We start from the raw sequence: 24,176 nt of genomic DNA, 5'->3' as shown, positions 1-24,176 counted from the left end.
CGTCCATGCTTCCTCGCTTTCTTTGTTCTAATTATGGCTTGCCCTCCATAGGATGGTATAAAAAGGAGGGTGGGTCGAGATGATGGAAACGAATCCGAAGAAGACAATTCGTCACGAACTTGTGATGGTTAATCGCAAAAAACTCGATATAACAGGCGTGCTCAAGGTAGAAAGTTTCGATCATGAAGAATTCCTGCTCCAGACAGAGGCGGGGTTTCTTACGATAAAAGGGAAAAATTTGCATATGAAGAATTTAAGCCTTGAGACGGGACAGGTATCGATTGAAGGACTGGTCTTTGCGATGGAGTATATCGATGAATCTTATCAGGGAGAAAAAGCCAGAGGACTATTTGGCCGGATTTTTAAGTGACGCTTACCGGACAGGCAGCGACGATGATGTCAATGGTGTTGTGCGGACTGGCCATGGGCATACTATATGATACATACCGGACAATGGAGCGGAAGTGCCGTCTTGCCCGTTGGCTGGTATGGCTTTGCGACTTTTTATTCTGGATAAGTTGTATATTTCTTGTATTCGGTACACTCTTGCGCGTCAATGAAGGGATTGTAAGAATTTATATTTTCCTTGGTCTTGCCGTAGGTGTGGTATTATATTTTCTTCTATTTCAGCGTACGTATCTATACATTTTGAACAAGCTTATCTTTTTTTCTTTATGGCTTTACCGGGTCACACTTCGCACCGGATATTATCTGCTGGTCGCTCCGGTTCTTTTTTTGTATCGTATCCTGCTATCGACGGCACTTTTGCTGTTCTCTGTTATTTTCAGAATAGGAAAATGGATTTTGCTGCCATTTAGATTTTTAGGGCATAAGCTGTGGGGGTGGATGTGGCACTTTCTACAAAAACCGCTAGGAAGAGTAAGAGAAAAGGCAAGAAAAAGGTGGCAAGCCTTGACGAGTTGGATAAAAGGTAAGAAAATGTAAAATAATCAATCAAGAAAGGTGAACGATATGCAGAAACCGCAATCTTTGCCACCAAACTACGGACGGAAGCGCCGCATGCGTCTTTTGCAGATTATTGTCATTTTGTTTTTGTCATGGGCTGGATATACGTATTATTCACAAAGCCAACAATTGAATGCAAAACAACGTGAGCTTGTGGATTTACAGCGTCAGGTGGCTGAAGTACAGCAAGAGCAGAAACAGCTCGAATTACAGGTAAAAAGAATGTATGATAAGGATTATATTAGTGAACTGGCGAGGAAAAATTTCTTTTTTTCCAAAGAGGGAGAGATTATTTTCATAACCCCGGATGAGAAAAAGAAAAACCAGTAGTGGCGCGGACGAAGGAGCTTTTCGCTCCTTTTTTTACGCGCTTTTTTTCTTTTCACCACGTTCGCAAGAAAATCGACACTTGTGTGAAAATTCGGCGTTAGTTGTCGGAATTTTTTTAAATCCTATCTTCCAATTTTGACAAAATTTAATTTCAGAATGTGCTTATAATGGGAATCACAAAAATTAGATTAGGTGGTGCTTATGTATGATGCAGAACAAATCGATGGCGATAGCGGGGGGGATGACCGCTCCGGTTGGGAAGGCGGGAAAAAAAGGTGGAAAATGGTTATACGCAGTATCGTACCAGTGGAGCCTGCTCCATTTGCTGATGGGTTTTTTATTGGGAAGAGCGGTCATTTTTCAGGAACTTTCTCCGTTTGCTATTCCTTTTTTCGCGGTGATGTACTTTTTAAAGAAAAATCGGCTGCTTCTTGTTATGTTTTCGGTTATGGCTGGAAGCGCAATGCAGTCGATAAGTATCGCTTCAGCAAATTTTTTGGGGATGGCCATGGTGCTCGTCATACTGAGCCTATTGGAGAAAGGCAGAAGGATAGAGTTGAACTATGCTCCGTTGGTTTCATTTCTCGCGGTCCTCCTCAGCAATATGGCGGTTGACTATATCATGAACCAATTGACTTGGCACACGTTATTTATGAACGGTGTAGCGGCGGTACTCGGCTTGATTTTAACTCTTATTTTCGTGCAGGCGATCCCGATTGTGACTACGAAGCGTAGTCAGCAGCATTTGCAGACAGAGGAAATCATTTGTCTAATTATTCTTTTGGCATCCGTGATGACGGGAACGGTTGGCTGGATTGTGCAGGATGTATCAGTCGATAATGTGCTTGCGCGCTATCTTGTTCTATTATTCGCCGCCGTGGGTGGAGGAACGGTGGGTGCCGCTGTTGGTGTAGTAACCGGGCTTGTACTTAGCCTGGCTAACATAGATGCAGTCTATCAAATCAGCTTACTAGCATTTTCTGGCTTGCTGGCTGGTTTGCTTCGTGAAGGTAGAAAAGTAATGGTGGCGCTTGGCCTTCTTATCGGTTCTGCGATTTTGACCATATATGTAGGCGAACAGCGGGAAATTTTGCAATCTTCGCTGGAAACATTCGCAGCTGTGCTGTTTTTTTTGATTACACCGCGCTTTGTGCTCGATAAAATCGCAACGTTTATTCCAGGCACGGAAGAAAATGCGTTTTCACAGCAGCAATACTTAAGAAAGGTGCGTGATGTAACAGCTGGTAAAATGGAGCAGTTTGCACAGCTTTTCACTAAGCTGTCCGAGACCTTTGCTGGTCCCGATTTGGCGAAGCCAGATGAAGCGTTACAGAAAGATTATTTTTTAAGCGAGGTGACGAAAACGACGTGCCAGCGCTGCTGGAAAAAAGATCAGTGCTGGAGCCGGGATTTCGATAATACGTATGAAGCATTAACTCAGATGGTACACGCTATGAAACAGGAAGGTGGAGTAAACCTGAATGAAATGCCGAAAGAATGGTTGCGCAAATGCGTGAAGCAGGATCGTGTTTTGAGTAGTATGGAGCAGGAGTACATGCGCTGGCAAACGCAGCTGCATTTAAAGCAGCAAATTGCTGAAAGCCGACGGCTTGTGGCCGAGCAGCTGGCGGGAGTATCGCGTGTGATGCAAAATTTTGCTCAAGAAATCCAAAAAGAAGGCATCCACCTTCATGTGCAGGAACAGCAGATTTTAAGCGCATTAGAAGGAGTAGGGTTGTCCATACGAAACGTCGATATTGTGAATCTGGAAGAAGGGAAGGTAGATATTGAAATTACGCAGCCGTCATGCCAGGGCAGAGATGAATGCTCAAAGATTATCGCGCCGCTGTTAACCGATATTCTGGGAGAAAAAATTACGGTAAAAAATAAAAACTGTCAAGCGTTTGAAGATGGCCTGTGCCACATGTGCCTAGGTTCGGCACAAGATTTTGAAATCGATACCGGCGTGGCTGGCGCCGCAAAAGGAGGACAACTGCTATCCGGCGATTGCTTTAAAATTATGGAGTTTGGCAGCGGCAAAATGGCATTGGCGATAAGCGATGGTATGGGCAATGGAGAAAGGGCATATGTAGAAAGTTCTTCTACGCTGGAACTGTTGCAACAATTGCTCGAATCCGGCATGGAAGAAACATTAAGCATTAAATCCGTGAATACGGTTCTTTCGCTTCGATCTCCTGACGAAATATTCGCCACGGTAGATCTTGCCTTGATTGACCAGCATACTGGACAGGCAAAATTTATCAAAACCGGCTCCACTCCAAGCTTTATTAAGCGCGGCAAAGAAGTGATTTCGATTTCGGCTAATAATTTACCGATTGGCATTATTGATGACATTGACGTCGACGTCGTGAGTTGTCAATTAAAACCGGGGGATTTGCTCATTATGATGACAGACGGTATCTACGAAGCGCCGCGTGTCGAAAATAAAAACTTGTGGATGAAACGGAAAATTTCTGAACTGAAAACCAATGACCCGCAAGAGGTCGCGGATTGCCTGCTCGAATTGGTTATCCGACACCATTATGGCGAGATTCATGACGATATGACAGTAATGGTGGCTAAGATTGACCATTATATGCTCCCGTGGGCAACGATTCCTGTACCAAACGCCCCGAAAATTGATCGCCCACGTTATGTCAGCTAAGAAAAAATGGCGCCTGCCCTGTCCGGACATAGTCGGATTGTTGGGACAGGGCTGTTTTTTTTGTTATAGTGAGCGTTTTGCAAAATAGCAATTTTCACCGAAAGTGAAAAAGCGAATACGATACTAAAGTTGATTTTACTTTATTTTTTAAAGTTGCTTCCTGATTTAAAAGCTGTTCAAGGACATGCGGGCAGAATTTTTTGTTCTACTTTTTATGCACAACGTTGGCGTACAGACGCTTTAGACATAGCCAAGGCTGAAGCAAGTAAAATACAGAGGTTCAGAAAAACTTGCGTTTTTACTTTTTGAATACCACGGATATGAAGTTGATTTACCGTTAGATTTTCTTTGAGTCTGGCAAAAACGCGTTCTACGCTTGTTCTCTTGTTATAAAGTTCTTTCCAACGTTTCGTATCCCGATGAGGAATGCTAAAACGACGCAAGTCGTCATTTGGATTCACTTTAACAACCATTCCGTAATCAGAAGGAGAGCACCAGGCAGAACCATGTGGGCAGTCAACTTTCCTAACGGTATGAGGACAGCGAAACTTTAGGTACCGTTTGTCTGCTCCCCAATATACCATATCAAAACCCATGGAGCAGCGTGGTGTTCCGTTAGAGGAAAATCCTGTCGGTGGTTCTTTTTCATTTCGTAAATTAAGCGGAATAATGGCTTGTGCGTTCAGTTCATGGGCAGCTTCATAATTCTTTAGCTGGTCATAGCCAGCATTCATCATGATAAATTCGATGTCGATATCTGAAACTTCAGCCGCTTTATTCATCAATGCGGGTCCCATGTCGCCGTCATTTACATGAGCAGGCGTGACTTCTACAGCAATGGGAAGCTCACTTTCCGTATCCACAGCAAGATGAATTTTGTAGCCAAACCAGGTGATTTTGTTGCCATACGTATCAAACTTGGCACCCCACGTGGCATTTCCTGTGGTTTCAGACTCCTTCTTCGGCTGTTTTCGTTCATACGCTTCAATCGCTGTACTATCAATAGCAAGATGCTGTGTGATCATCAGACCTTCGGTCTGACAGGAAGAAACCAAGTCGTGAAATAACTGCTCAGCTATTTGCTTTTCCACCATATCCGCGAATACACGACTAAATGTAGCGATAGATGGAGCATCCTGATCTAGACGAAAGCCACATTGATAACGAAAGCGTAAGTCTGTTTGTAAGCGACGATGCAGCATGGTAAATGTCGTAATGCCTTCCATAGGTGCAGCCAGAAAAGCGCGTAGAATGGCTTCGCGGCAATATCCTGGTGCTCCTTGAGGGGTATGACTTTTTAATTGTTTGGCATATGGACGTAAGTCCAAAGAAGAGAAAAAAAGTTCTAATCGCTCTTTTGATTCAAGTTTTAGCCATTCTTCAAAGGAAAATAGCGTTTCTTGTAGAATATACACAGTGGACTTCCTCCTCTTTAGTGGAATGGGTTTGGTCACCTGTACTCTTCTACAAGTTGGGGTGAAGTCCTTTTTTGTGACTAAAAAAGCCTTGCGGCTCTAAGAGCGAAAATTATGCAAAACGCTCATAGTAAAAAACAAAATAAATTTTTGCAACCAAAATGCTATATTTTACGTACAAGTAAATAAGCCGGACTGCTGGCTAATGAAGTGAAGGTGGAAATTTTGCTTGGGCAAATACAAAGAACGATACAAACGTATAGTTTGTTAGAAATAGGGGATAAGATTGTTGTTGCTATCTCAGGCGGTCCTGATTCGGCTGCGCTCCTACACGCACTGGCCCAAATGCGGAATCAATATAACTGGAGAGTTGTCGCGGCTCACTTGAACCATCAATTCCGTGGCGAGGAAGCCGAAGAAGATAGCAGATATGTACAACGCTTATGTGAGCAATTATCAGTTCCTTGTTTTGTTGAAGCGGCAGACGTACCTGGAATGATTGCTGAAACCGGTTTGAATCCACAGGAGGCAGCCCGACAGGTGCGCTATCGTTTCTTAAGGAAAGTGGCTGAACGGATGGGAGGGGCTAAGCTGGCCACTGCTCACCATGCCGATGATCAATTGGAAACAATACTTATGCGCTTTGTAAGAGGAACGGGAGCCGAAGGGCTGGCGGGAATTCCATTGCGCCGGGTTGAACAGGGGATTGAGATTATTCGACCTTTGCTTGAGGTGACACGGGAGCAAATTGAGCGTTATTGTGTGGAACACAGTCTTATGCCGCGCCAGGATCGAAGCAATCTTAGTGATAAATACTTTCGAAATCGGGTTCGCAGGCACTGGATTCCGCTTATGAAGAAGGAAAACCCCCATCTGACTACCGCTGCCGCTCATTTGGCAGAGGTGTTACGGGAAGAGAATGACTATCTTCAGCGTGAAAGTGAGGGAAAACTAGCCTCCATCATAGAAGAGCAAAACGTGAATACAATAGTTATAAGACAAAAAGATTTTCTTAGGCATCACCTTGCTTTACAAAGAAGGATGATTAAACTAATATTAAGTTATCTGCTGAAAAGCGACGTAAAGGAAATAGGGTATGCGCATATTGAAAATATACGGCAAATTATCAAAGAGGCTCATCCTTCAGCCAGCCTTTATTTGCCTGGAAGCTTGCAGGTGCGAAGAGAGTATCAGAGGGTAATTTTCTCAACGAGCGAAGAAGCACCTTCCATTCCCCCCTACATATATTCTTTGGACATTCCCGGACAGGTTTACATTCCAGAAGTAGATCGGATCATTCGCTGTTTTTACGGAAACAGGGAAGCGGAGAAACGCCTGGCGGAAGGGACGTACGCGGTGTTTGATCCGGCGGGTGTTAAGGGAAGGCTATATGTAAGGCAAAGACGTGCGGGAGACCGTATGACGCCTCAGGGTATGAGCGGAAGCAAGAAGGTAAAGGATATTCTTATTGATATGAAGATTCCTCGTCTTGCGCGAGAGCGTATTCCTCTGCTGACGGATGGTGAGCACATTCTTTGGATTCCCGGCGTTAAACGTTCGAATAAATATTTGCCTCCAAAGGAAATGGATATTGTACTATATGTAGTACTCGAATAGTCGCTTTTTCATATACTGTTCTTTTATGATGCTGCGGAGAAAATCGGCAGTGGCTGGCAATTTGTTGGCGTGTTGAATAGCAGGAGGTTTGTCATGGACAAAGACATTGAAAAAGTGCTTTTTACAGAAGAAGAAATTGCGGAAAAAGTTCGCGAGTTGGGACGTATTCTTTCTAAGGAATACGAAGGAAAGAACCCGCTCGTTATTTGTGTTTTACGGGGCGGAGCTCCGTTTATGACAGATTTGGTACGCCGCATGGATATTCCGCTGGAGATGGATTTTATGGCTGTATCCAGCTATGGAGCTTCCACGCAGTCTTCAGGAGTTGTCCGTATTATGAAAGACTTGGATACGTCTGTTGAAGGCCGCCATGTTATTATTGTCGAGGATATCATTGACAGCGGTCTTACGCTAAGCTATCTGATCGATATTATTCGACGCCGCAATGCGGCTTCAGTGAAAGTGGTGACGCTTCTTGACAAGCCAGCGCGTCGTACGGTGGACTTGAAGCCTGACTATTGCGGGTTTGAGATTCCGGATGCTTTTGTAGTTGGATATGGGCTAGACTATGCGGAAAAATACCGGAATCTGCCTTATATCGGTATTCTGAAGCCTGAGGTGTACAGCTGAGCCCTTAAGTTGTGAACGCCGGGTTTCATGTGGTAAAATAATGTAGGTGTTTGAGCGCGAGAGGAGGTAAGGAATGAATCGGTTCTTCCGCAATACAGGATTTTATCTGCTAATTATTTTAGTAACGGTTGGAATCGTTAATTTTATTACCAACCAAGGTACGGATACATCAAAAATCCCGTATAACGAGTTCCGACAGTACCTGAATCAGGGCAAAGTGGCTGAGTTGCGGATACGTCCTGAACGGGGTACGTATTATATCGAGGGTAAGTTGAAGGACCAGACTATCTTCTATACAAACGGGCCTCTTTATGATAATGAGAAGTTGCTCCAGCAGATAGAAGAAGCAAATCTGGCTAAAGAAGAGTATCTTGAACAAAAGGGTGACTCTGTTTGGTTAACTTTTCTTACATCGATTATCCCTTTTGTTATTATTTTTATCCTGTTCTTCTTCCTGCTGAATCAGGCGCAGGGCGGCGGCAGCAGGGTTATGAACTTTGGCAAAAGCAAAGCCAAGTTATATAATGACGATAAGAAGAAGGTGACGTTTAACGACGTAGCCGGTGCGGATGAAGAAAAAGCCGAATTGGTCGAAGTTGTGGAATTCCTGAAAGATCCGCGCAAATTTGCGGCACTTGGCGCCCGTATTCCAAAAGGGGTGCTACTCGTCGGTCCTCCGGGTACCGGTAAAACATTGCTGGCTCGTGCGGTCGCAGGTGAAGCAGGTGTGCCGTTCTTTAGCATTAGCGGTTCGGACTTTGTGGAAATGTTCGTCGGTGTTGGCGCGTCCCGCGTACGTGACCTGTTTGAAAATGCGAAGAAAAACGCTCCATGTATTATTTTTATTGACGAGATTGATGCCGTTGGTCGTCAGCGCGGCGCAGGTCTCGGTGGTGGGCACGATGAGCGTGAACAGACGCTCAACCAGCTGCTTGTTGAGATGGATGGGTTTGGCGCGAATGAAGGAATTATTATCATCGCTGCGACGAACCGTCCTGATATTCTTGATCCAGCGCTGCTTCGCCCAGGGCGTTTTGACCGCCAGATTACGGTGGATCGTCCAGATGTGAAGGGACGAGAAGAAGTATTGAAAGTCCATGCACGTAACAAGCCGTTAGCGGAAGGCGTCGATTTGGATGTTATCGCTCGTCGCACACCTGGCTTTACGGGCGCGGATCTTGAAAACTTACTCAATGAGGCGGCGTTGCTTGCAGCGCGGCGCAATAAGCGGAAAATCGAGATGACTGAAATCGACGAAGCTATTGACCGTGTTATTGCGGGTCCGGCGAAGAAATCCCGCGTGATTAGCGAAGATGAAAAAAGGCTTGTGGCTTACCATGAAGCTGGTCATACAATTTGTGGTTACTTTTTGAAACATGCCGATATGGTTCACAAGGTAACCATTATTCCGCGTGGTAGCGCGGGCGGGTATACTGTTATGCTTCCTAAGGAAGACCGGTACTTTGCTACGAAAACGGAATTGCTTGATAAAATTGTTGGTTTGCTTGGCGGTCGTGTAGCGGAAGAACTAGTGCTGAAAGAAATTAGCACTGGTGCACACAACGATTTTGAACGTGCAACAAACATCGCACGTCGTATGGTTATGGAGTTCGGCATGAGCGCGAACCTTGGTCCGATGCAGTTCGGCCAGAGTCAAGGCCAAGTGTTTCTGGGTCGCGACTTTGGTCATGAACAGAATTACAGCGACGAAACAGCGCGTCAAATCGACCAGGAAATTCAAAACATTATCCGTGATTGCCATCAACGTTGCACTGATTTGCTAACGGAGCATATGGATAAGCTGGAAGCGGTCGCGCAGGCATTGCTTAAACACGAAACGCTAGATGCAGAACAAATCAAGAGCATCATTGAAACTGGCTCCATCGATGGTGATGTTGGCGAGGTAAAAGAAACGACGACTGGTGATGTAAAGGTGCAAATCACCGGAAAATCGGAAAATATGGCCCAGGCACCGGGAATTGACACAGAAAGAAGAGACGAAACTGATACGTAGGAATAGAGAAGCCTTCTCAATAAGTGGGAAGGCTTTTTGTTTTTATCGATTTGTCTTATTAAAATCAGGTGCAAACCTGTGAAATCATTGCCATACATTTCTTTTTTACGGGCGCTTTTGATTTTTGGATTTCTTTTGGGTGTGTACAATTTTTCAGTTTAACGGTATCATACAGGTATTCAGTTGCCCGGAAGGCACATATCATTTAAGGATTCTCATGGAGGTTGCTCAAATTGATGGAAGCGTTAGCTTTAGCGAAGAAAGAACAGCGTAACCAAGAGCTGCGGGAAAAGATTATGCGTCTGAAAAAGGAACGAAACGCCATTATTCTGGCCCACTACTATCAGCGCCCGGAAATTCAGGAAATTGCGGATTTTCTGGGAGATTCTTTCGGGCTTGCGCAGAAAGCGGCAACAACGGATGCAGATGTGATTGTATTTTGCGGTGTTCATTTCATGGGTGAAAGCGCTAAAATCCTTAATATGGAAAAAGTTGTTCTGATTCCTGATGAGCGCGCAGGCTGTCCGATGGCTGACATGGTAAACGTAAACGGACTGAGAAAATTGAAAGCCCAGCACCCAAATGCAAAGGTTGTGGCTTATATTAATACTTCGGCCGATGTCAAAGCGGAAACAGACATTTGTTGTACATCTTCGAACGCGAGGAATGTTATCCAATCGATCGATGCAGAGGAAATTATTTGGGTGCCGGATAAAAATCTTGGACATTGGGTTTCCCAGTTCACCGATAAGAAAATGATTATCTGGGAAGGATACTGCAATACACATGACCAGTTGACAGTAGAAGACGTTTTAAAGCTAAAAGAAGAGCATCCGGACGCCCAATTCGTTGTTCATCCGGAATGCCGTCCGGAAGTTGTGGCGCTTGGGGATTTTGTTGGCAGCACAACGGGTATTCTTAAATATTGTCGTGAAACAAATCACAAGAAGTTTATTGTGGGTACAGAAGATGGAGTAGGTTATAAATTGCGTCTGGATAGCCCGGATAAAGAGTTTATCTTTGCTTCAAAATATCTTGTTTGCCCGAACATGAAGGTCAACAACCTAAAGAAAATTGCGGATTGTCTTGAAACTATGCAGCCGCAGATTCATGTGCCCGAAGAAATCGCAGAGAAAGCACGCTTGTCTTTGGAGCGAATGCTGGCTGTTGAAGCCGTGCAATAAGCGGCTTAGCCAGGAAAGAAGGATTGAAGCGAGATGGTGCCACGCTATGTCATTGATTTTAAGCTAACCGAACTTGAAACGTATAAAACGGATGTTTTGGTGATAGGCTCGGGTATTGCCGGGCTTTATACTGCTTTGAAAGTCAGCGAACAATGTGATGTAATTTTGCTCAGTAAAACGGATTTAATGCAGAGCAACACTCGTTATGCGCAGGGCGGTATCGCGGCGGTTACGGCAGAGACGGATTCGCCGGAACTGCACCGGCAGGACACGCTAATCGCCGGGGCCGGCATTTGTTCGAACGAGGCCGTCGAAGTCCTGGTTCATGAAGGTCCTTCCTGCATTGAGGATTTAATTGAATATGGGACAAAGTTCGATAAGGAAGATGGCGCCCTCGCTCTGACGAAAGAGGGCGCCCACAGTCGACGACGCATCCTTCACGCACAGGGCGACGCCACAGGCGCGGAAATTGTGCGAGCGCTTTCGGAACGTGCGCGGGAAAACAAACGGATTACTATCTGGGAAAATCATTTCACGTATGATTTAGTAACCCATCAGGGCGAATGTACTGGAGCACTTGTGCGTAAACCGGATGGAAGCACTATATATGTACGAGCGAACGCAACGGTACTTGCAACTGGAGGAGCCGGGCAGCTTTATCGCTATACCACCAACCCGGAAATTGCCACGGGTGACGGACTGGCCATAGCATATCGGGCTGGAGCCTATATTAAAGATGTGGAATTTATCCAGTTTCATCCGACTGCTTTATGCTATCCAGGCGCTCCTCGTTTTCTTATCTCCGAAGCGGTGCGAGGTGAGGGAGCAGTCCTGCGCAATATGAAAGGGGAGCGCTTTATGGAAAAATATCATTCTCTTAAGGAGTTGGCGCCCCGGGACATTGTCGCGCGCGCAATAGTGTCTGAAATGGAATCAACCGGTTCAACGTTTGTTTACTTGGATATTACCCATGAATCGGAAGAGCGAATCAAGCATCGTTTTCCTAACATTTACAAAGTTTGCTTGCGCTATGGCCTTGATATGGTTACAGATTGGATTCCGGTTGCACCTGCCGCCCATTATATTATGGGGGGAATTAAAACCGATTTGTATGGTGAAACCGCGACAAAGAGGCTTTTCGCCTGCGGGGAGGTGTCCTGTACCGGGGTGCATGGCGCGAATCGTCTGGCGAGCAATTCTCTAGCGGAAGCGCTTGTGTTTGGAAGGCGTATTGCTGAGCGGATAAAAACGATGCCGGATATTGGAAATGAGGTTCCTGCCATTTCTTTTTCACTAATGCGCCAGCAGACAATGAGCAGCGATACGATAATGGAGCGTAAGCTTCGTTTGCAAAAACTCATGCTAACGCATGTCGGCCTAAAACGAAATGAAAAAGGATTAACGAAGGCAGTGCGTGAGCTTGAACGTTATGTAAAGGCGTTTCGTATGAAGATAGACAGACCGGAAGAAGCAGAATATTTGAATCTGTTGACATGCGCCTGTTTGGTCGCAAACGCAGCGTTGCTCAGAGAAGAGAGTCGGGGAGGACATTATCGGGAAGACTTCCCGAAGCGGGATGATCTCGTATGGCGCAAACATATTGTACAGTCGATTGAAGATGGGGTTTTAGAGGAGCGAAACACGAATGAAAATGAATGAGCGATTGCTGGACAGGCAAATTGAATTGTGGCTTGAAGAAGATATCGGGTTTGGAGATGTGACCAGCCTTTCGACCGTGCCGGATGAACTGGAGGGAGTCGGCATTCTGTATGCAAAACAGGAAGGAGTGATCGCCGGCCTTGAAGTGGCGGCCCGTGTATTTGCTTTTGTAGATTCCTCGCTTGTATTTTCGCCAAAAGTGGCGGAAGGCTCTTTTGTTGGGAAAGGAGCGGTGATTGCGCAAGTGGAAGGGCGCGTCCAAAGCATTCTGAGCGGAGAACGTCTTGCGCTGAATCTGTTGCAGCGCCTCTCGGGTATTGCTACTGTTACCCGGAAGTATGTGGAAGTGGCGCGGACTGCAAGTGAAAAAGTTCGTATTGTTGACACACGTAAAACGACGCCAGGTCTGCGTATGCTGGAGAAATATGCGGTTGCAGTCGGCGGTGGACATAACCACCGTCTCGGCTTGTTCGACGCAGTCATGATTAAAGATAATCATATTAAGGCAGCGGGTGGCATTGGCCCAGCAGTTGAGCGCGCACGGGCGGCGGTTTCCCATACCATGCGTATTGAGGTGGAAGTGGAAACGTTGGAGCAGCTGGAAGAGGCGATTAAGGCGAAGCCCGATATTATCATGCTGGATAATATGGAGCCGGAGATGATGAAAGAAGCTGTGCGCCGCATTAATGGACGAATAATTGTTGAAGCTTCCGGAGGTGTCAATTTAGACACGGTGGCTGAGATTGCAGCAACCGGCGTCGATGTCATTTCGGTGGGAAGCCTGACACATTCCGTTTCGGCGCTTGATATTAGTCTTGACTTAAACGAAAGAAAACGATAGGCAGGGATACGATGTTATTTGTTATTGATGTAGGAAATACGAACATTGTGCTTGGCGTTTATGAAGGTGACGAATTAAAGCATAATTGGCGCATCGGCACTGACCGGAGTAAGACAGACGACGAATTCGGCATACTAATTAAAAGCTTGTTCGCTGACAAGGGTCTTACGTTTGGTGATATTGAAGGCATTATTATTTCATCGGTAGTTCCGCCGCTCATGTTCCCGCTGGAGAAAATGTGCCAGAAATATTTTAACATCAAGCCGATGGTCATTGGCCCTGGTTTGAAAACAGGTTTGAACATTAAAACCGATAATCCTCGGGAAGTGGGAGCAGATCGAATCGTGAATGCGGTAGCGGCTATTCATTACTACGGCACTCCTTTAATAGTCGTTGATTTCGGTACAGCTACTACATTTTGCTTTATCGACGAAGAGGGTGGATATCATGGTGGAGCGATTGCTCCCGGTATCGGCATTTCCACGGAGGCGCTATACAGCCGTGCCTCCAAGCTGCCGCGTATCGAACTTGTTAAGCCGCCGAGCGTTATTGGACGCAATACGATTCATGCAATGCAGTCTGGGATTATCTATGGATTTGTTGGCCAGGTGGACGAGCTTGTGCGTCGAATGAAGCAGGAGTCTGTGAAGACGCCAAAAGTAATTGCGACAGGTGGGTTGGCTGAACTTATTGGCAGCGAATCGAACGAGATCGATGTTGTTGACCCATGGCTAACGATCAAAGGTTTGCAGCTTATTTATAATCGCAATAAAAAATAGGAGAAAGGCGGGCTTGTGCCGCCTTTCTCGTTTTTGCGGCCTGTGGGTATTGTGGTAAACTAGTTTTTGTAAGTACGGTCATAACCCGTTATTTTAAGGAAGAAAGAGGCTAGAAGATGAAAGATTATTTAATCCGAGGAATGGCATATGATGGTCATGTCCGTGCGTTTGCAGTACGCACTACAGATACAATGAGAGAAATCCAAAAACGCCTGGATACGTGGCCGATTGTCAGTGCAGCGCTTGGGCGCACGGTGTCGGCGGCCGCGATGATGGGAGCGATGCTGAAAGGCGACGAGCGCTTGACGGTTATCGTACGTGGGAATGGCCCGGTCGGCCAAATTGTAGCGGATGCCAACGCCAGAGGTGAAGTGCGTGGCTACGTTCACAACCCGCATGTGCACTACGATGAGAAAAATGCACAGGGCAAGTTGGATGTGCGTCGCGTGGTCGGAACGGAAGGCAGTATTATTGTGACGAAGGATTTAGGTTTAAAAGAGCCATATCAGGGTACGAGTCCTATTGTATCCGGAGAAATCGGCGAAGATATTACGTATTACCTGACTGTCTCTGAGCAGGTACCATCTGCGGTTGGTGTAGGCGTCCTAGTAAATCCGAATAACACCATTAAAGCATCCGGTGGTTTTATTATTCAGCTTATGCCTAATACACCAGAATCTATTATTGAAAAGCTGGAGCAGAAGCTCGCTGTTGTCCGCCCCGTTTCTACTATGATTGATGAAGGGATGGCGCCGGAAGAAATTTTGAAAGAAGTACTGGGCGCAGATTTTATGGTATTGAATAAGATTGATATCGTATTTAGCTGTCATTGTTCGCTTGAGCGAGTACAGAGAGCACTTATTAGTCTAGGCAAGGAAGAGCTGGACGCGATGATTAATGAACAGGGTGAAGCGGAGATTACATGTCATTTTTGCAATGAAAAATACCATTTAAACAAAGAAGATTTAGAAAATCTTCGTGCAAACCTGTAGAGGACAATTGACGCTTTCATAGTTCGATTGGTATAATATAAATAAAACCTATTTACTTGGTAGGAATTCGGTGAGGAGGATTTCCGATGCGGGTAGCTCAATCTATTACTGACTTAATCGGATATACACCTTTGGTAAAGCTAAATCGAGTGACGGAAGCGGATGAGGCGAATATTTATTTAAAATTAGAGTTTTTCAATCCTGGAAGCAGCGTGAAGGATCGAATTGCTTTAGCGATGATTGAAGCCGCAGAAAGAGAAGGCGTGTTAAAAGAAGGTATGACGATTGTTGAACCTACGAGCGGTAACACGGGAATCGGCCTAGCGATGGTGGCGGCAGCAAAAGGGTATCGTGCATTGCTTGTTATGCCGGATACGATGAGCATGGAGCGGCGCAACCTGCTCCGTGCGTATGGTGCGGAGTTGGTATTGACGCCTGGAGCGGAAGGAATGGGCGGCGCTATCCGTAAAGCGGAAGAACTTGTCCGTGAAAACGATGATTACTTTATGCCTCAGCAGTTCAAAAACCCGGCCAATCCACAAATCCATCGGGAGACGACGGGAAAAGAACTGTTGGAACAGGCTGAGCAAATCGGTGGCGTACACGCGTTTATTTCTGGCGTAGGCACAGGCGGAACAATTACCGGAGCCGGTCAGGTGCTAAGAGAAAAGTACCCTGACGTTCATATCGTAGCCGTGGAACCGGCAGCATCACCTGTATTATCCGGTGGCAAGCCGGGACCGCATAAAATCCAGGGGATCGGGGCCGGTTTCATTCCAGATACATTGGATACGGATATTTATGATGAAATTATTAAAGTAGAAAACGAAGAAGCATTTGCCATGGCCCGTCTTGTGGCGAGAAAAGAAGGCATTCTTGGCGGTATCTCTTCCGGCGCGGCGATTCATGCAGCCAAGAAAGTCGCCAAAAAATTGGGGCCGGGCAAGAATGTGATCGCCATTATCCCGAGCAACGGTGAAAGATATTTAAGTACCCCTCTTTATCAATTTGATGAGTAATGAGTATAATAAAAAGCGTAAGCTCTTGTCCTCTTGGCGGCAAGGGCTTGTTTTGTGCAAGGGAAAATAGACGGAGGGACGCGAGTGAAGCGAGCAGAAGATTGGGTCAACGAATGGCTGGAACGATACGAGCGAGTGCCGTTCTGGCGGAAAGTAAAATGGGAAAATGAAAGTCCTTGGATGTTGTATAAACAATTGCGTGCGAACAGCGAATATGCATTTATTTTGGAGAGTGGCCGAAATGGTCGTTACACGTATGTAGGAGCGAATCCGACTGCGGTCCTGGCGTATAAAAACGGGCAGGTAAGCGAGAACGGTACCTCTTTTGCGCCGGTTGTGTCTGATCCGATGACGTTTGTGCGGCGCTGGATGGGTCATGAGTTTTCTCCGGCCGCAGAGGAAACGGCACAGGTGGGACTGCCGGAGTGGATAGGAGGAGCGGTAGGTTATATCAGCTACGATACGGGCCGCTATTATGAAAACTTGCCTTGCATAGCAAAAGATGATTTGCGGCTTCCTGATGTGTATCTTATGATGATGGAGGAAGTATATGCATTTGATCATGAAGCGCGGGAAATCACCGTTATAGTTTACATTGGATCGAAAGCGAAACTTCACGGTTTGGATGAGGGAGCGGAGCGCCTGAAAAGCATGCTGGATGTTCTTGCGGACTTGCCCGTCGGCCCGGGAGAGAATGCGCTTCTGGAAGGTTTGGAAGGAGCGCCACTCGGTAACCTTTCTACTTCGTTTGATCAGGCCGGGTTTGAAGAAGCAGTCAGACGGGTGCAGGAGTATATTGCGGCTGGAGACGTTTTTCAGGTCAATCTCTCCGTTCGGCAAACAGGGACGACGGAATGTGGAGCGGAAGAGATTTACGAAGTGTTGCGCGCCATCAATCCTTCGCCGTACATGGGTTTGCTTCGGTTTCCGGAGTTTCAGCTTGTGTCCGCTTCGCCGGAGCTTTTACTTCGCATTAAGGATAAGACGTTGAGCACACGTCCAATCGCCGGCACGCGCCGCCGCGGCCGGAATGCAGAAGAGGACGCCGCGCTTGTCCGCGAATTGCTGGATAACGAAAAAGAAGTTGCTGAGCATATTATGCTTGTTGACTTGGAGCGGAATGACCTAGGGCGTGTAAGTCGGTTTGGTTCGGTGCATGTGGACGAACTAATGGTAGTGGAGAAATATTCGCATGTCATGCATATTGTTTCTAATGTCAAAAGCGAATTGGACGAGAATAAGGATATGTATGACGCGGTTATTGCTGCGTTTCCGGGTGGGACGATTACTGGCGCGCCAAAAGTGCGGACGATGGAAATCATTGAGGAGCTTGAACCCGTTACGCGTGGGCCGTATACCGGTTCAATATGTGCGTTCGGCTTCGACGGCAATGCGGTTTGCAATATCATCATTCGTACGATGATTTTGAAAGATGGGCAGGCGCACGTGCAGGCGGGCGCAGGAATAGTGATTGACTCCGTGCCAAAAGCAGAGTATTATGAATCATTAAAGAAGGCGGAAGCATTGTGGAAGGCGCTTTCTTTGGCAGAAGCGAAAAGAAGAGTCGAGAAGAGGAAAAGAGAGGAGAGTCGAGCATGATTTTAATGATTGACAACTATGATTCGTTTACGTACAACCTGGTTCAGTATCTAGGAGAACTGGGAGAGGAATTGCAGGTCGTACGCAATGATCGCATTACTTGCGAGGAGATTGCGGAATTGTCTCCTTCCTACCTGATGATTTCACCTGGGCCATGCACGCCGAACGAAGCGGGTATTAGCTTGGAAGCAATTAAGCGCTTTGCAGGAAGCATCCCGATTTTTGGCGTATGCCTAGGCCATCAGTCCATCGCCCAAGTTTTTGGAGGGCGTGTCATTCGTGCGGAGCGTCTTATGCACGGGAAAACATCGGACGTATACCATAATGGGGAAGGAATTTTTGCCGGATTACCTTCACCGTTCAAAGCGACTCGCTACCATTCGCTGATTGTGGAGCGGGAGACGTTGCCGAATTGTCTAGAAGTTACGGCTGAAACGGCGGAAGGAGAGATTATGGCGCTTCGTCACCGTAGGTTGCCAGTAGAGGGAGTACAGTTTCATCCGGAGTCGATTATGACCGAGCACGGAAAGCAGCTGTTGCGCAATTTTTTGACGCGCTACGCTTCCTCGCGAGATATAGAAAATAAAAAGGAGCGGACCGACTGTGAAAGTTTTTCTTGACGGGCGCATTGTAGACGCTGAAAAAGCTGTGATCTCGCCGTTTGATCACGGCTTTCTTTATGGTCTTGGTTTATTTGAGACAATGCGGGTATACGGAGGGCATATTGCACTTTTAGAAAAACATTACGAACGTTTGCGAAAGGCAGCAGAAGAGCTGGGAATTGTGGTCACAATGACGCGCGAAGAGTTGCGCTTCGCCATTTTGCAGACGTTAAGTGCCAATGGTTTGGAAAATGCGTATGTTCGGGTAGATTTGACGGCCGGGGACAAGGGGCTTGGTGCGTATGCCGGGATTTACGATGAGCCGCGCTGGCTTATTTTCGCCAAGCCGCTGCCGGATTTTCCGTCGTCTTTGTATGAAAAGGGGAAAAGGTTGCAAATTCTGACGCGTCCGCGCAATTCTCCTGAAGGGGAATGGCGGTTTAAATCGCATCATTACATGAATAATCGTTTCGGTAAAATGGAAATTGGGAATGATCCGAACGTAGAAGGACTGTTTTTGACAGAAAGCGGCTGTATCGCTGAAGGTATTGTGTCTAATGTATTTTTCGTTTCGGAAGATACCCTTTATACACCGGACGTAAAAACCGGGATTCTGCCTGGAACAAGACGTGAGTTTGTGATGGAGTTGGCCGAAGAATGTGGGATTGCTGTTCGGGAAGGATGGTATTATATTGAGCATTTAATGGTTGCTGATGAAGTTTTTATTACGAACGCGATTCAAGAGATTGTTCCGATTCATGCTGTAAATGAGAAAACGATCGGAGAGGGAACAATAGGGGCGGTAACCAGGCAATTGCTCGAATTGTACCGCCAGCGTATTATTTAGTTTGCTAAATCAACAAGAAAAACTGTGACGGGATATTTTGAAAAAGAAGAGAGGGGAAAAAGATGCGGCGATTGCAACCGATACAGGCTGGACGCTATGAACTGCCTGTTCACCAGCGTACGCTGGTCATGGGAATTCTTAACGTAACACCGGATTCTTTTTCGGATGGTGGTCATTATCAAACGGTTGAAAAGGCGCTGGCCCATGCTAGGAAAATGGTGGAAGACGGCGCAGATATTATTGATGTAGGGGGGGAATCAACACGTCCTGGGCACGATCCAGTCAGTGCCGAGGAAGAACTGGAACGGGTAATTCCGGTTATTGAAAGGTTATCGCGTGAACTTGATGTTCCGTTGTCGATCGATACATACAAAGCCCAGGTGGCACGTCAGGCGATAGAAGCCGGAGCTCACATTATCAACGATGTTTGGGGAGGCAAGGCGGATCCGCGCATGCCCGAAGTAATGGCTGAAATGGACGTGCCTGTGATTTTGATGCATAACCGTGATAATACAGATTATGTTGCGTTTATTGATGACGTATTGCGGGATATGGAAGAATGCATTGACTTAGTTAAAGCAGCTGGGGTAAAGGATAACAAAATTATTCTTGATCCTGGCATTGGGTTTGCTAAGAATTACGAACAAAATTTGGAAATGATGTATCATCTGGACAAATTAACCGCGCTGAATTATCCTGTGTTGCTTGGGACTTCGCGCAAGTCATTTATTGGCCGTGCGCTTGGCGATTTGCCGGTATTGGAGCGCATGGAAGGAACCGCGGCAACAGTGGCGCTTGGTATTGAGCGCGGTTGTTGTATGGTCCGCGTCCATGACGTAAAACCAATCGCACGTGTATGCCGGATGATGGATGCAATGCTTTTTGGCTGGCAGCAGGGGAAGGAGTAAAGAGCTATGGATAAAATTTTGTTTAATAGAATGGAGTTTTGGGGCTACCACGGTGCCTTTAAGGAAGAGAACAAACTTGGACAGCGCTTCTTTGTCGATTTGGAATTGTATCTTGATCTGTCAAAAGCGGGACACAGTGATAAACTGGAAGATACCATAAATTACTCTGACATTTATCAAACAACGCAGCAGGTTGTTGAGAAAGAAAAGTATGAGCTGGTGGAGGCTGTTGCTGAACGTTTAGCAGCCAAAATTCTTGACAGCTATCCTCTGATTGAAGAAATTCTTGTTCGCGTAACGAAGCCGAACCCACCGATTCCCGGACATTATGAGTCTGTGGCGATAGAAATTAAACGCAGACAGGCGAAAAATAATGAGTAGACAGTCAACACAGGTTTTTCTGGGGCTTGGTTCCAACATTGGCGACAGAGAAAAGTTATTGATTTGTGCTATTCGTATGCTTGATGCTGTACCAGGTATAAAGGTTACGTGCGTGTCTTCCTTATATGAGACTGACCCGGTCGGGTATACGGAACAAGACACGTTTTTAAACCTTGTCGTAGAGATCGAAACAACATTATCTCCGGCTGTACTCCTGGCAAACACGCAGCAGATTGAAGCGGAATTGGGCCGTGTTCGCACGATTCGCTGGGGGCCGCGAACGCTTGACATCGATATTCTTTTGTATGGAAAGCAGTGGATAAGGGATAAAGGATTGGAAATCCCTCACCCGCGCATGTTGGAACGAGCATTCGTTATTGTTCCGCTTGCCGAAATTGCGCCTGAAATTGAAATTCCTTATAAGCAGGATGAGTGTATTCGGTTTTTTCAAGTAAAAGAAGTTGAACCTTATACGCAGGGTAGGGAGGGCGTTCGGAAGTTGAAAAGGCTCGGTTGGAAAAAGATATAAATTAACTGGAAAGATGAAAACAGTTGAAATCAAATGAGCCTATGATAAAATAGTGGAATAATTAACGGCGTTTTTTCCTATGTAGGAGAACGGGTTATGTTTTTATACAAAGTATATGTGGAAGGTGGAAGTATGGCTAACCTTAGAATTGGTAATGTCGAACTCAAGAACAACGTAGTGCTTGCCCCCATGGCCGGCGTATGCAATCCGGCATTTCGCCTGATTGCCAAAGAGTTCGGTGCGGGACTTGTATGTGCTGAGATGGTTAGCGATAAAGGGATTGTTCATGGCAATAAGAAGACGATGGAGATGTTGTACGTAGATGAGAGGGAAAAGCCGTTAAGCCTGCAAATTTTTGGCGGGGACAAAGACACGCTAGTAGAAGCGGCCAAGTATGTCGATAAACATACGAACGCCGATATTATTGATATAAACATGGGATGCCCAGTTCCTAAAATCGTAAACTGTGATGCGGGAGCACGTTGGCTGCTAAATCCGAATAAGATAGAAGAGATGGTTTCCGCCGTCGTGGAAAGCGTTTCGAAGCCGGTAACGGTTAAAATGCGCATCGGCTGGGACGAAGATCATATTTATGTGGTAGAAAATGCGAAAGCGGTAGAGCGCGGTGGAGGTAAAGCCATTACCATACATGGTAGAACGCGCGTGCAGATGTATCAGGGCAAGGCAAACTGGGATTATATCCGTCAGGCCAAGGAAGCGGTCAGCATTCCGGTGATCGGAAACGGAGATGTTATGACTCCGGAGGACGCGAAGCGGATGATTGACGAAACAGGCTGTGACGGTGTTATGATTGGTCGTGCGGCGCTGGGGAATCCGTGGATGCTTTACCGGACGGTGGAATACTTGACCAAAGGCGAGCTGCCGCCTGAGCCGACACCGCGCGAGAAAATTAATATTGCGCTTCTGCACCTTGATCGTCTCATTAAGGTTAAAGGTGAAAAAGTTGGTGTGCTGGAGATGCGTAAACATGCAGCTTGGTATTTAAAAGGCTTGCCAGCATCGGCGCAGGTTCGCGATGAAGTCAACGTGCAGGAAACACGTGAAGGAATGGCGAATGTCTTATTATCCTATCTGGAACGAATTGAGGCGAGAGTCGCCGAACGTGCGGCGAAACAGCAGGAAGAGAAGGTAGAAGCAGTTCACTAAATGTAATTTGACATTCGCAGGGGACTACCATATAATACCTTCATATCTGCATACCGGACTGCCAGTGTTTCACTGGCAGTTTCATAATATATCAACCATTTGCATAAAAAATACAGTTTTATCATACACTCTACGATACATTAGCTATAGGAAAAGAATAGAAGTATGGGGGAATGCCAAGATGTCGGAAAAAGAAGTAATCCTAACAGCTGCGGGTTTGCAAAAGCTTGAAGAGGAATTGGAACAATTGAAAACGGTAAAACGACGTGAAGTTGCGCAACGCATCAAGGAGGCAATCAGCTATGGGGATCTCTCTGAGAACTCCGAGTATGAGGAAGCGAAAAATGAACAGGCTTTTATTGAAGGGCGTATCATTACGCTTGAAAAAATGCTTCGCAATGCCCGCGTAATCTCCGGCGATGAATTGGATACCGGTATTGTTAATGTCGGTTCTACCGTAAAAGTAAGAGATCTTGAATTTGATGAAATTATGGAGTTTAAAATTGTTGGTTCCGCGGAATCCGATCCGACGCAGAACAAAATTTCTAATGAATCTCCCGTGGGGCTGGCGCTGTTGGGTAAATCCAAAGGCTCCATTGTTGACGTAAATGTTCCCGCAGGCGTTGTACGCTATGAGATTCTTGATATTAAAGTCGATTAATGTTGTGTTTGCCAAGCTCCTTCGATTTCGTGGGAGCTTTTAGCTGGTTTTAGGCTATAGATGAAAGTAAAAGGTTTCGAGGAGTTGAACGCAGGAATGTCCCGACACGAAGAATTAAGCGAACTAGAGCAAATTCGGCGAGAGAAGTTGCATACATTGCGCGAAAACGGAATTGATCCGTTTGGCAAGAAGTATGAGCGTTCTCATTCTGCTAAACAAATTCTTGATCAATATGGTAATTTGGAAAAAGAAGTCCTGGACGAGAAAGCAATTGAAGTGTCGATTGCAGGGCGGATGATGGCGAAACGTGGTCAGGGAAAAGCAGGTTTCGCACATTTGCAGGATCAAAGCGGCCGCATCCAGATTTATGTACGTCAGGATCAGGTTGGAGAGAAAATGTATGATATGTTTAAGCTTTGCGATATTGGTGATATTCTGGGTGTGAAAGGCGTTATTTTCAAAACGAAAACTGGCGAGACGAGCGTGAAAGCGAAGGAAGTTACGCTTTTGAGCAAATCCCTGCGCCCTTTACCAGAGAAGTTCCACGGTTTGAAAGATGTAGAAACTCGCTACCGCAAACGTTACTTGGATTTGATCATGAATCCAAACGTAAAAGATACATTTATCGCCCGCAGCTTGATTTTGCAGTCCATGCGCCGGTATCTTGACGAACGTGGATATCTGGAAGTGGAAACGCCAACGATGCATAGCATTCCAGGCGGTGCAGCTGCGCGTCCTTTTATTACTTATCATAACGCGCTTGATATGCGCCTTTATATGCGTATCGCTACTGAGCTGCATCTGAAGCGTTTAATTGTAGGCGGTTTGGAGAAAGTATACGAAATCGGACGTATTTTTCGTAACGAGGGAATTTCTACCCGTCACAACCCGGAATTTACTTCGATCGAGTTATATGAAGCGTACGTTGATTATAAAGATATTATGTGCTTAACGGAAGATTTAATTGCTCATATCGCGAAAGATGTATTCGGCACGACGGTATTCCATTATCAGGGACATGAAGTGGACTTGCAGCCGCAATGGAAGAGGATCCATATGGTTGATGCTATCAAGGAGATAACCGGTGTTGATTTCTGGCCGCAGATGAGCGATGAAGAGGCGATTGAATTGGCGAAGAAGCATAATGTTCCTGTGCCTCCGGGAGCTAAGTATGGTCATATCGTCAACGAATTCTTTGAGCAGTTTGTCGAAGAGACGTTAATCCAGCCAACATTCGTGTACGGACATCCGGTTGAAATTTCTCCGCTTGCGAAGAAAAACGAAGAAGATCCACGGTTTACGGATCGCTTCGAACTGTTTATCGTGGGTCGTGAGCATGCGAACGCGTTTACCGAGTTGAACGATCCGATT

The 24,176-nt window shown here is 46.1% G+C and carries 23 protein-coding genes (1 of these 23 cut by a window edge); 22 read left to right on the top strand and 1 reads right to left on the bottom strand.

Features of this window, described 5'->3' with window-relative positions; all coding sequences use genetic code 11:
- Positions 1-79: 79 nt before the first annotated feature.
- From yabP to spoIIE, 4 genes are all read left to right on the top strand, one after another.
- Entirely contained in the window at positions 80-370 is a 291-nt protein-coding gene (gene yabP, locus ACH33_RS18195) for a sporulation protein YabP (protein WP_082706135.1), read from the top strand.
- Positions 367-945 (top strand): spore cortex biosynthesis protein YabQ, encoded by a 579-nt coding sequence (yabQ, locus tag ACH33_RS18190; protein ID WP_057897126.1) that lies wholly within the window; start codon positions 367-369, stop codon positions 943-945. The genes yabP and yabQ overlap by 4 nt, the downstream gene beginning before the upstream one ends.
- Before the next feature lie 27 nt (positions 946-972).
- The gene (locus ACH33_RS18185; RefSeq protein ID WP_057897125.1) at positions 973-1,296 is read left to right on the top strand and encodes an FtsB family cell division protein; all 324 of its coding nucleotides are present in this window, start codon (positions 973-975) and stop codon (positions 1,294-1,296) included.
- A 205-nt stretch (positions 1,297-1,501) separates the two neighbouring features.
- Positions 1,502-3,961 (top strand): stage II sporulation protein E, encoded by a 2,460-nt coding sequence (gene spoIIE / locus ACH33_RS18180; RefSeq protein WP_057897124.1) that lies wholly within the window; start codon positions 1,502-1,504, stop codon positions 3,959-3,961.
- 212 nt (positions 3,962-4,173) lie between these two features.
- Here the strand turns inward: spoIIE and ACH33_RS18175 are convergent, their stop codons facing one another.
- Entirely contained in the window at positions 4,174-5,376 is a 1,203-nt protein-coding gene (locus ACH33_RS18175) for a transposase (protein ID WP_057897123.1), read from the bottom strand.
- Between the two features lie 210 nt (positions 5,377-5,586).
- On the opposite strand from ACH33_RS18175, the gene tilS reads away from it, so the two are divergent.
- From tilS to lysS, 18 genes are all read left to right on the top strand, one after another.
- Positions 5,587-6,993, top strand: a complete 1,407-nt coding sequence (tilS, locus tag ACH33_RS18170; protein WP_082706134.1) for a tRNA lysidine(34) synthetase TilS — start codon at positions 5,587-5,589, stop codon at positions 6,991-6,993.
- Between the two features lie 93 nt (positions 6,994-7,086).
- Entirely contained in the window at positions 7,087-7,623 is a 537-nt protein-coding gene (hpt, locus tag ACH33_RS18165) for a hypoxanthine phosphoribosyltransferase (protein WP_057897121.1), read from the top strand.
- 73 nt (positions 7,624-7,696) lie between these two features.
- On the top strand, positions 7,697-9,637 hold the full coding sequence (gene ftsH, locus ACH33_RS18160; RefSeq protein ID WP_057897120.1) for an ATP-dependent zinc metalloprotease FtsH: 1,941 nt from the start codon (positions 7,697-7,699) through the stop codon (positions 9,635-9,637).
- 236 nt (positions 9,638-9,873) lie between these two features.
- The gene (gene nadA / locus ACH33_RS18155) at positions 9,874-10,821 is read left to right on the top strand and encodes a quinolinate synthase NadA (protein WP_057897119.1); all 948 of its coding nucleotides are present in this window, start codon (positions 9,874-9,876) and stop codon (positions 10,819-10,821) included.
- 33 nt (positions 10,822-10,854) lie between these two features.
- Positions 10,855-12,480: an L-aspartate oxidase gene (gene nadB / locus ACH33_RS18150; protein WP_057897118.1), complete on the top strand. Its 1,626-nt coding sequence runs from the start codon at positions 10,855-10,857 to the stop codon at positions 12,478-12,480.
- Positions 12,467-13,321, top strand: coding sequence for a carboxylating nicotinate-nucleotide diphosphorylase (nadC, locus tag ACH33_RS18145; RefSeq protein ID WP_057897117.1), 855 nt, complete (start codon positions 12,467-12,469; stop codon positions 13,319-13,321). The genes nadB and nadC overlap by 14 nt, the downstream gene beginning before the upstream one ends.
- An 11-nt stretch (positions 13,322-13,332) precedes the next feature.
- On the top strand, positions 13,333-14,100 hold the full coding sequence (locus ACH33_RS18140) for a type III pantothenate kinase (protein ID WP_057897116.1): 768 nt from the start codon (positions 13,333-13,335) through the stop codon (positions 14,098-14,100).
- Positions 14,101-14,216: 116 nt separating this feature from the next.
- The gene (gene hslO, locus ACH33_RS18135) at positions 14,217-15,092 is read left to right on the top strand and encodes an Hsp33 family molecular chaperone HslO (RefSeq protein WP_057897115.1); all 876 of its coding nucleotides are present in this window, start codon (positions 14,217-14,219) and stop codon (positions 15,090-15,092) included.
- Between the two features lie 86 nt (positions 15,093-15,178).
- Complete coding sequence (gene cysK, locus ACH33_RS18130; protein WP_057897114.1) at positions 15,179-16,111, top strand: cysteine synthase A; 933 nt, start codon at positions 15,179-15,181, stop codon at positions 16,109-16,111.
- Positions 16,112-16,291: 180 nt separating this feature from the next.
- The gene (locus tag ACH33_RS18125) at positions 16,292-17,710 is read left to right on the top strand and encodes an anthranilate synthase component I family protein (protein ID WP_082706215.1); all 1,419 of its coding nucleotides are present in this window, start codon (positions 16,292-16,294) and stop codon (positions 17,708-17,710) included.
- Positions 17,707-18,330 carry an aminodeoxychorismate/anthranilate synthase component II gene (gene pabA, locus ACH33_RS18120; RefSeq protein WP_057897112.1) on the top strand — a complete coding sequence of 208 codons (624 nt, stop codon included), beginning with the start codon at positions 17,707-17,709 and terminating at the stop codon, positions 18,328-18,330. Before ACH33_RS18125 ends, pabA begins: the two co-directional genes overlap by 4 nt.
- Positions 18,314-19,159 (top strand): aminodeoxychorismate lyase, encoded by an 846-nt coding sequence (gene pabC, locus ACH33_RS18115; RefSeq protein WP_057897111.1) that lies wholly within the window; start codon positions 18,314-18,316, stop codon positions 19,157-19,159. The genes pabA and pabC overlap by 17 nt, the downstream gene beginning before the upstream one ends.
- A gap of 62 nt (positions 19,160-19,221) precedes the next feature.
- Positions 19,222-20,067: a dihydropteroate synthase gene (gene folP, locus ACH33_RS18110; RefSeq protein WP_057897110.1), complete on the top strand. Its 846-nt coding sequence runs from the start codon at positions 19,222-19,224 to the stop codon at positions 20,065-20,067.
- Positions 20,068-20,073: 6 nt separating this feature from the next.
- Positions 20,074-20,448 (top strand): dihydroneopterin aldolase, encoded by a 375-nt coding sequence (folB, locus tag ACH33_RS18105; RefSeq protein ID WP_057897109.1) that lies wholly within the window; start codon positions 20,074-20,076, stop codon positions 20,446-20,448.
- A complete protein-coding gene (folK, locus tag ACH33_RS18100) occupies positions 20,441-20,977 on the top strand; it encodes a 2-amino-4-hydroxy-6-hydroxymethyldihydropteridine diphosphokinase (RefSeq protein WP_057897108.1) in 537 nt (178 codons plus the stop codon). Before folB ends, folK begins: the two co-directional genes overlap by 8 nt.
- Positions 20,978-21,073: 96 nt before the next feature.
- Positions 21,074-22,144 (top strand): tRNA dihydrouridine synthase DusB, encoded by a 1,071-nt coding sequence (gene dusB / locus ACH33_RS18095; protein ID WP_236781928.1) that lies wholly within the window; start codon positions 21,074-21,076, stop codon positions 22,142-22,144.
- Positions 22,145-22,325: 181 nt separating this feature from the next.
- Entirely contained in the window at positions 22,326-22,805 is a 480-nt protein-coding gene (gene greA / locus ACH33_RS18090; RefSeq protein ID WP_057897107.1) for a transcription elongation factor GreA, read from the top strand.
- 96 nt (positions 22,806-22,901) lie between these two features.
- Positions 22,902-24,176 carry the 5' portion of a lysine--tRNA ligase gene (lysS, locus tag ACH33_RS18085; protein ID WP_082706133.1) on the top strand. Its footprint extends 273 nt past the window's final position, so 1,275 of the gene's 1,548 nt are visible here — the first part of the coding sequence; the start codon lies at positions 22,902-22,904; its stop codon lies off the right edge, out of view.

This window comes from Aneurinibacillus sp. XH2 (assembly GCF_001439585.2).
Classification (GTDB): Bacteria; Bacillota; Bacilli; order Aneurinibacillales; family Aneurinibacillaceae; genus Aneurinibacillus; species Aneurinibacillus thermoaerophilus.
The sequence above is the reverse complement of the archived record's forward strand: the minus strand, read 5'-3'. Positions and strand labels throughout refer to the sequence as shown.

Excerpts from the sequence above, each read along its gene's own strand:
- yabP (WP_082706135.1), top strand. The coding sequence starts at position 80 with ATGATGGAAACGAATCCGAAGAAGACAATTCGTCACGAACTTGTGATG.
- ACH33_RS18185 (WP_057897125.1), top strand. The coding sequence starts at position 973 with ATGCAGAAACCGCAATCTTTGCCACCAAACTACGGACGGAAGCGCCGC.
- spoIIE (WP_057897124.1), top strand. The coding sequence starts at position 1,502 with ATGATGCAGAACAAATCGATGGCGATAGCGGGGGGGATGACCGCTCCG.
- hpt (WP_057897121.1), top strand. The coding sequence starts at position 7,087 with ATGGACAAAGACATTGAAAAAGTGCTTTTTACAGAAGAAGAAATTGCG.
- ftsH (WP_057897120.1), top strand. The coding sequence starts at position 7,697 with ATGAATCGGTTCTTCCGCAATACAGGATTTTATCTGCTAATTATTTTA.
- nadA (WP_057897119.1), top strand. The coding sequence starts at position 9,874 with ATGGAAGCGTTAGCTTTAGCGAAGAAAGAACAGCGTAACCAAGAGCTG.
- nadB (WP_057897118.1), top strand. The coding sequence starts at position 10,855 with ATGGTGCCACGCTATGTCATTGATTTTAAGCTAACCGAACTTGAAACG.
- nadC (WP_057897117.1), top strand. The coding sequence starts at position 12,467 with ATGAAAATGAATGAGCGATTGCTGGACAGGCAAATTGAATTGTGGCTT.
- ACH33_RS18140 (WP_057897116.1), top strand. The coding sequence starts at position 13,333 with ATGTTATTTGTTATTGATGTAGGAAATACGAACATTGTGCTTGGCGTT.
- hslO (WP_057897115.1), top strand. The coding sequence starts at position 14,217 with ATGAAAGATTATTTAATCCGAGGAATGGCATATGATGGTCATGTCCGT.
- cysK (WP_057897114.1), top strand. The coding sequence starts at position 15,179 with ATGCGGGTAGCTCAATCTATTACTGACTTAATCGGATATACACCTTTG.
- ACH33_RS18125 (WP_082706215.1), top strand. The coding sequence starts at position 16,292 with ATGTTGTATAAACAATTGCGTGCGAACAGCGAATATGCATTTATTTTG.
- pabA (WP_057897112.1), top strand. The coding sequence starts at position 17,707 with ATGATTTTAATGATTGACAACTATGATTCGTTTACGTACAACCTGGTT.
- folP (WP_057897110.1), top strand. The coding sequence starts at position 19,222 with ATGCGGCGATTGCAACCGATACAGGCTGGACGCTATGAACTGCCTGTT.
- folB (WP_057897109.1), top strand. The coding sequence starts at position 20,074 with ATGGATAAAATTTTGTTTAATAGAATGGAGTTTTGGGGCTACCACGGT.
- folK (WP_057897108.1), top strand. The coding sequence starts at position 20,441 with ATGAGTAGACAGTCAACACAGGTTTTTCTGGGGCTTGGTTCCAACATT.
- dusB (WP_236781928.1), top strand. The coding sequence starts at position 21,074 with ATGTTTTTATACAAAGTATATGTGGAAGGTGGAAGTATGGCTAACCTT.
- greA (WP_057897107.1), top strand. The coding sequence starts at position 22,326 with ATGTCGGAAAAAGAAGTAATCCTAACAGCTGCGGGTTTGCAAAAGCTT.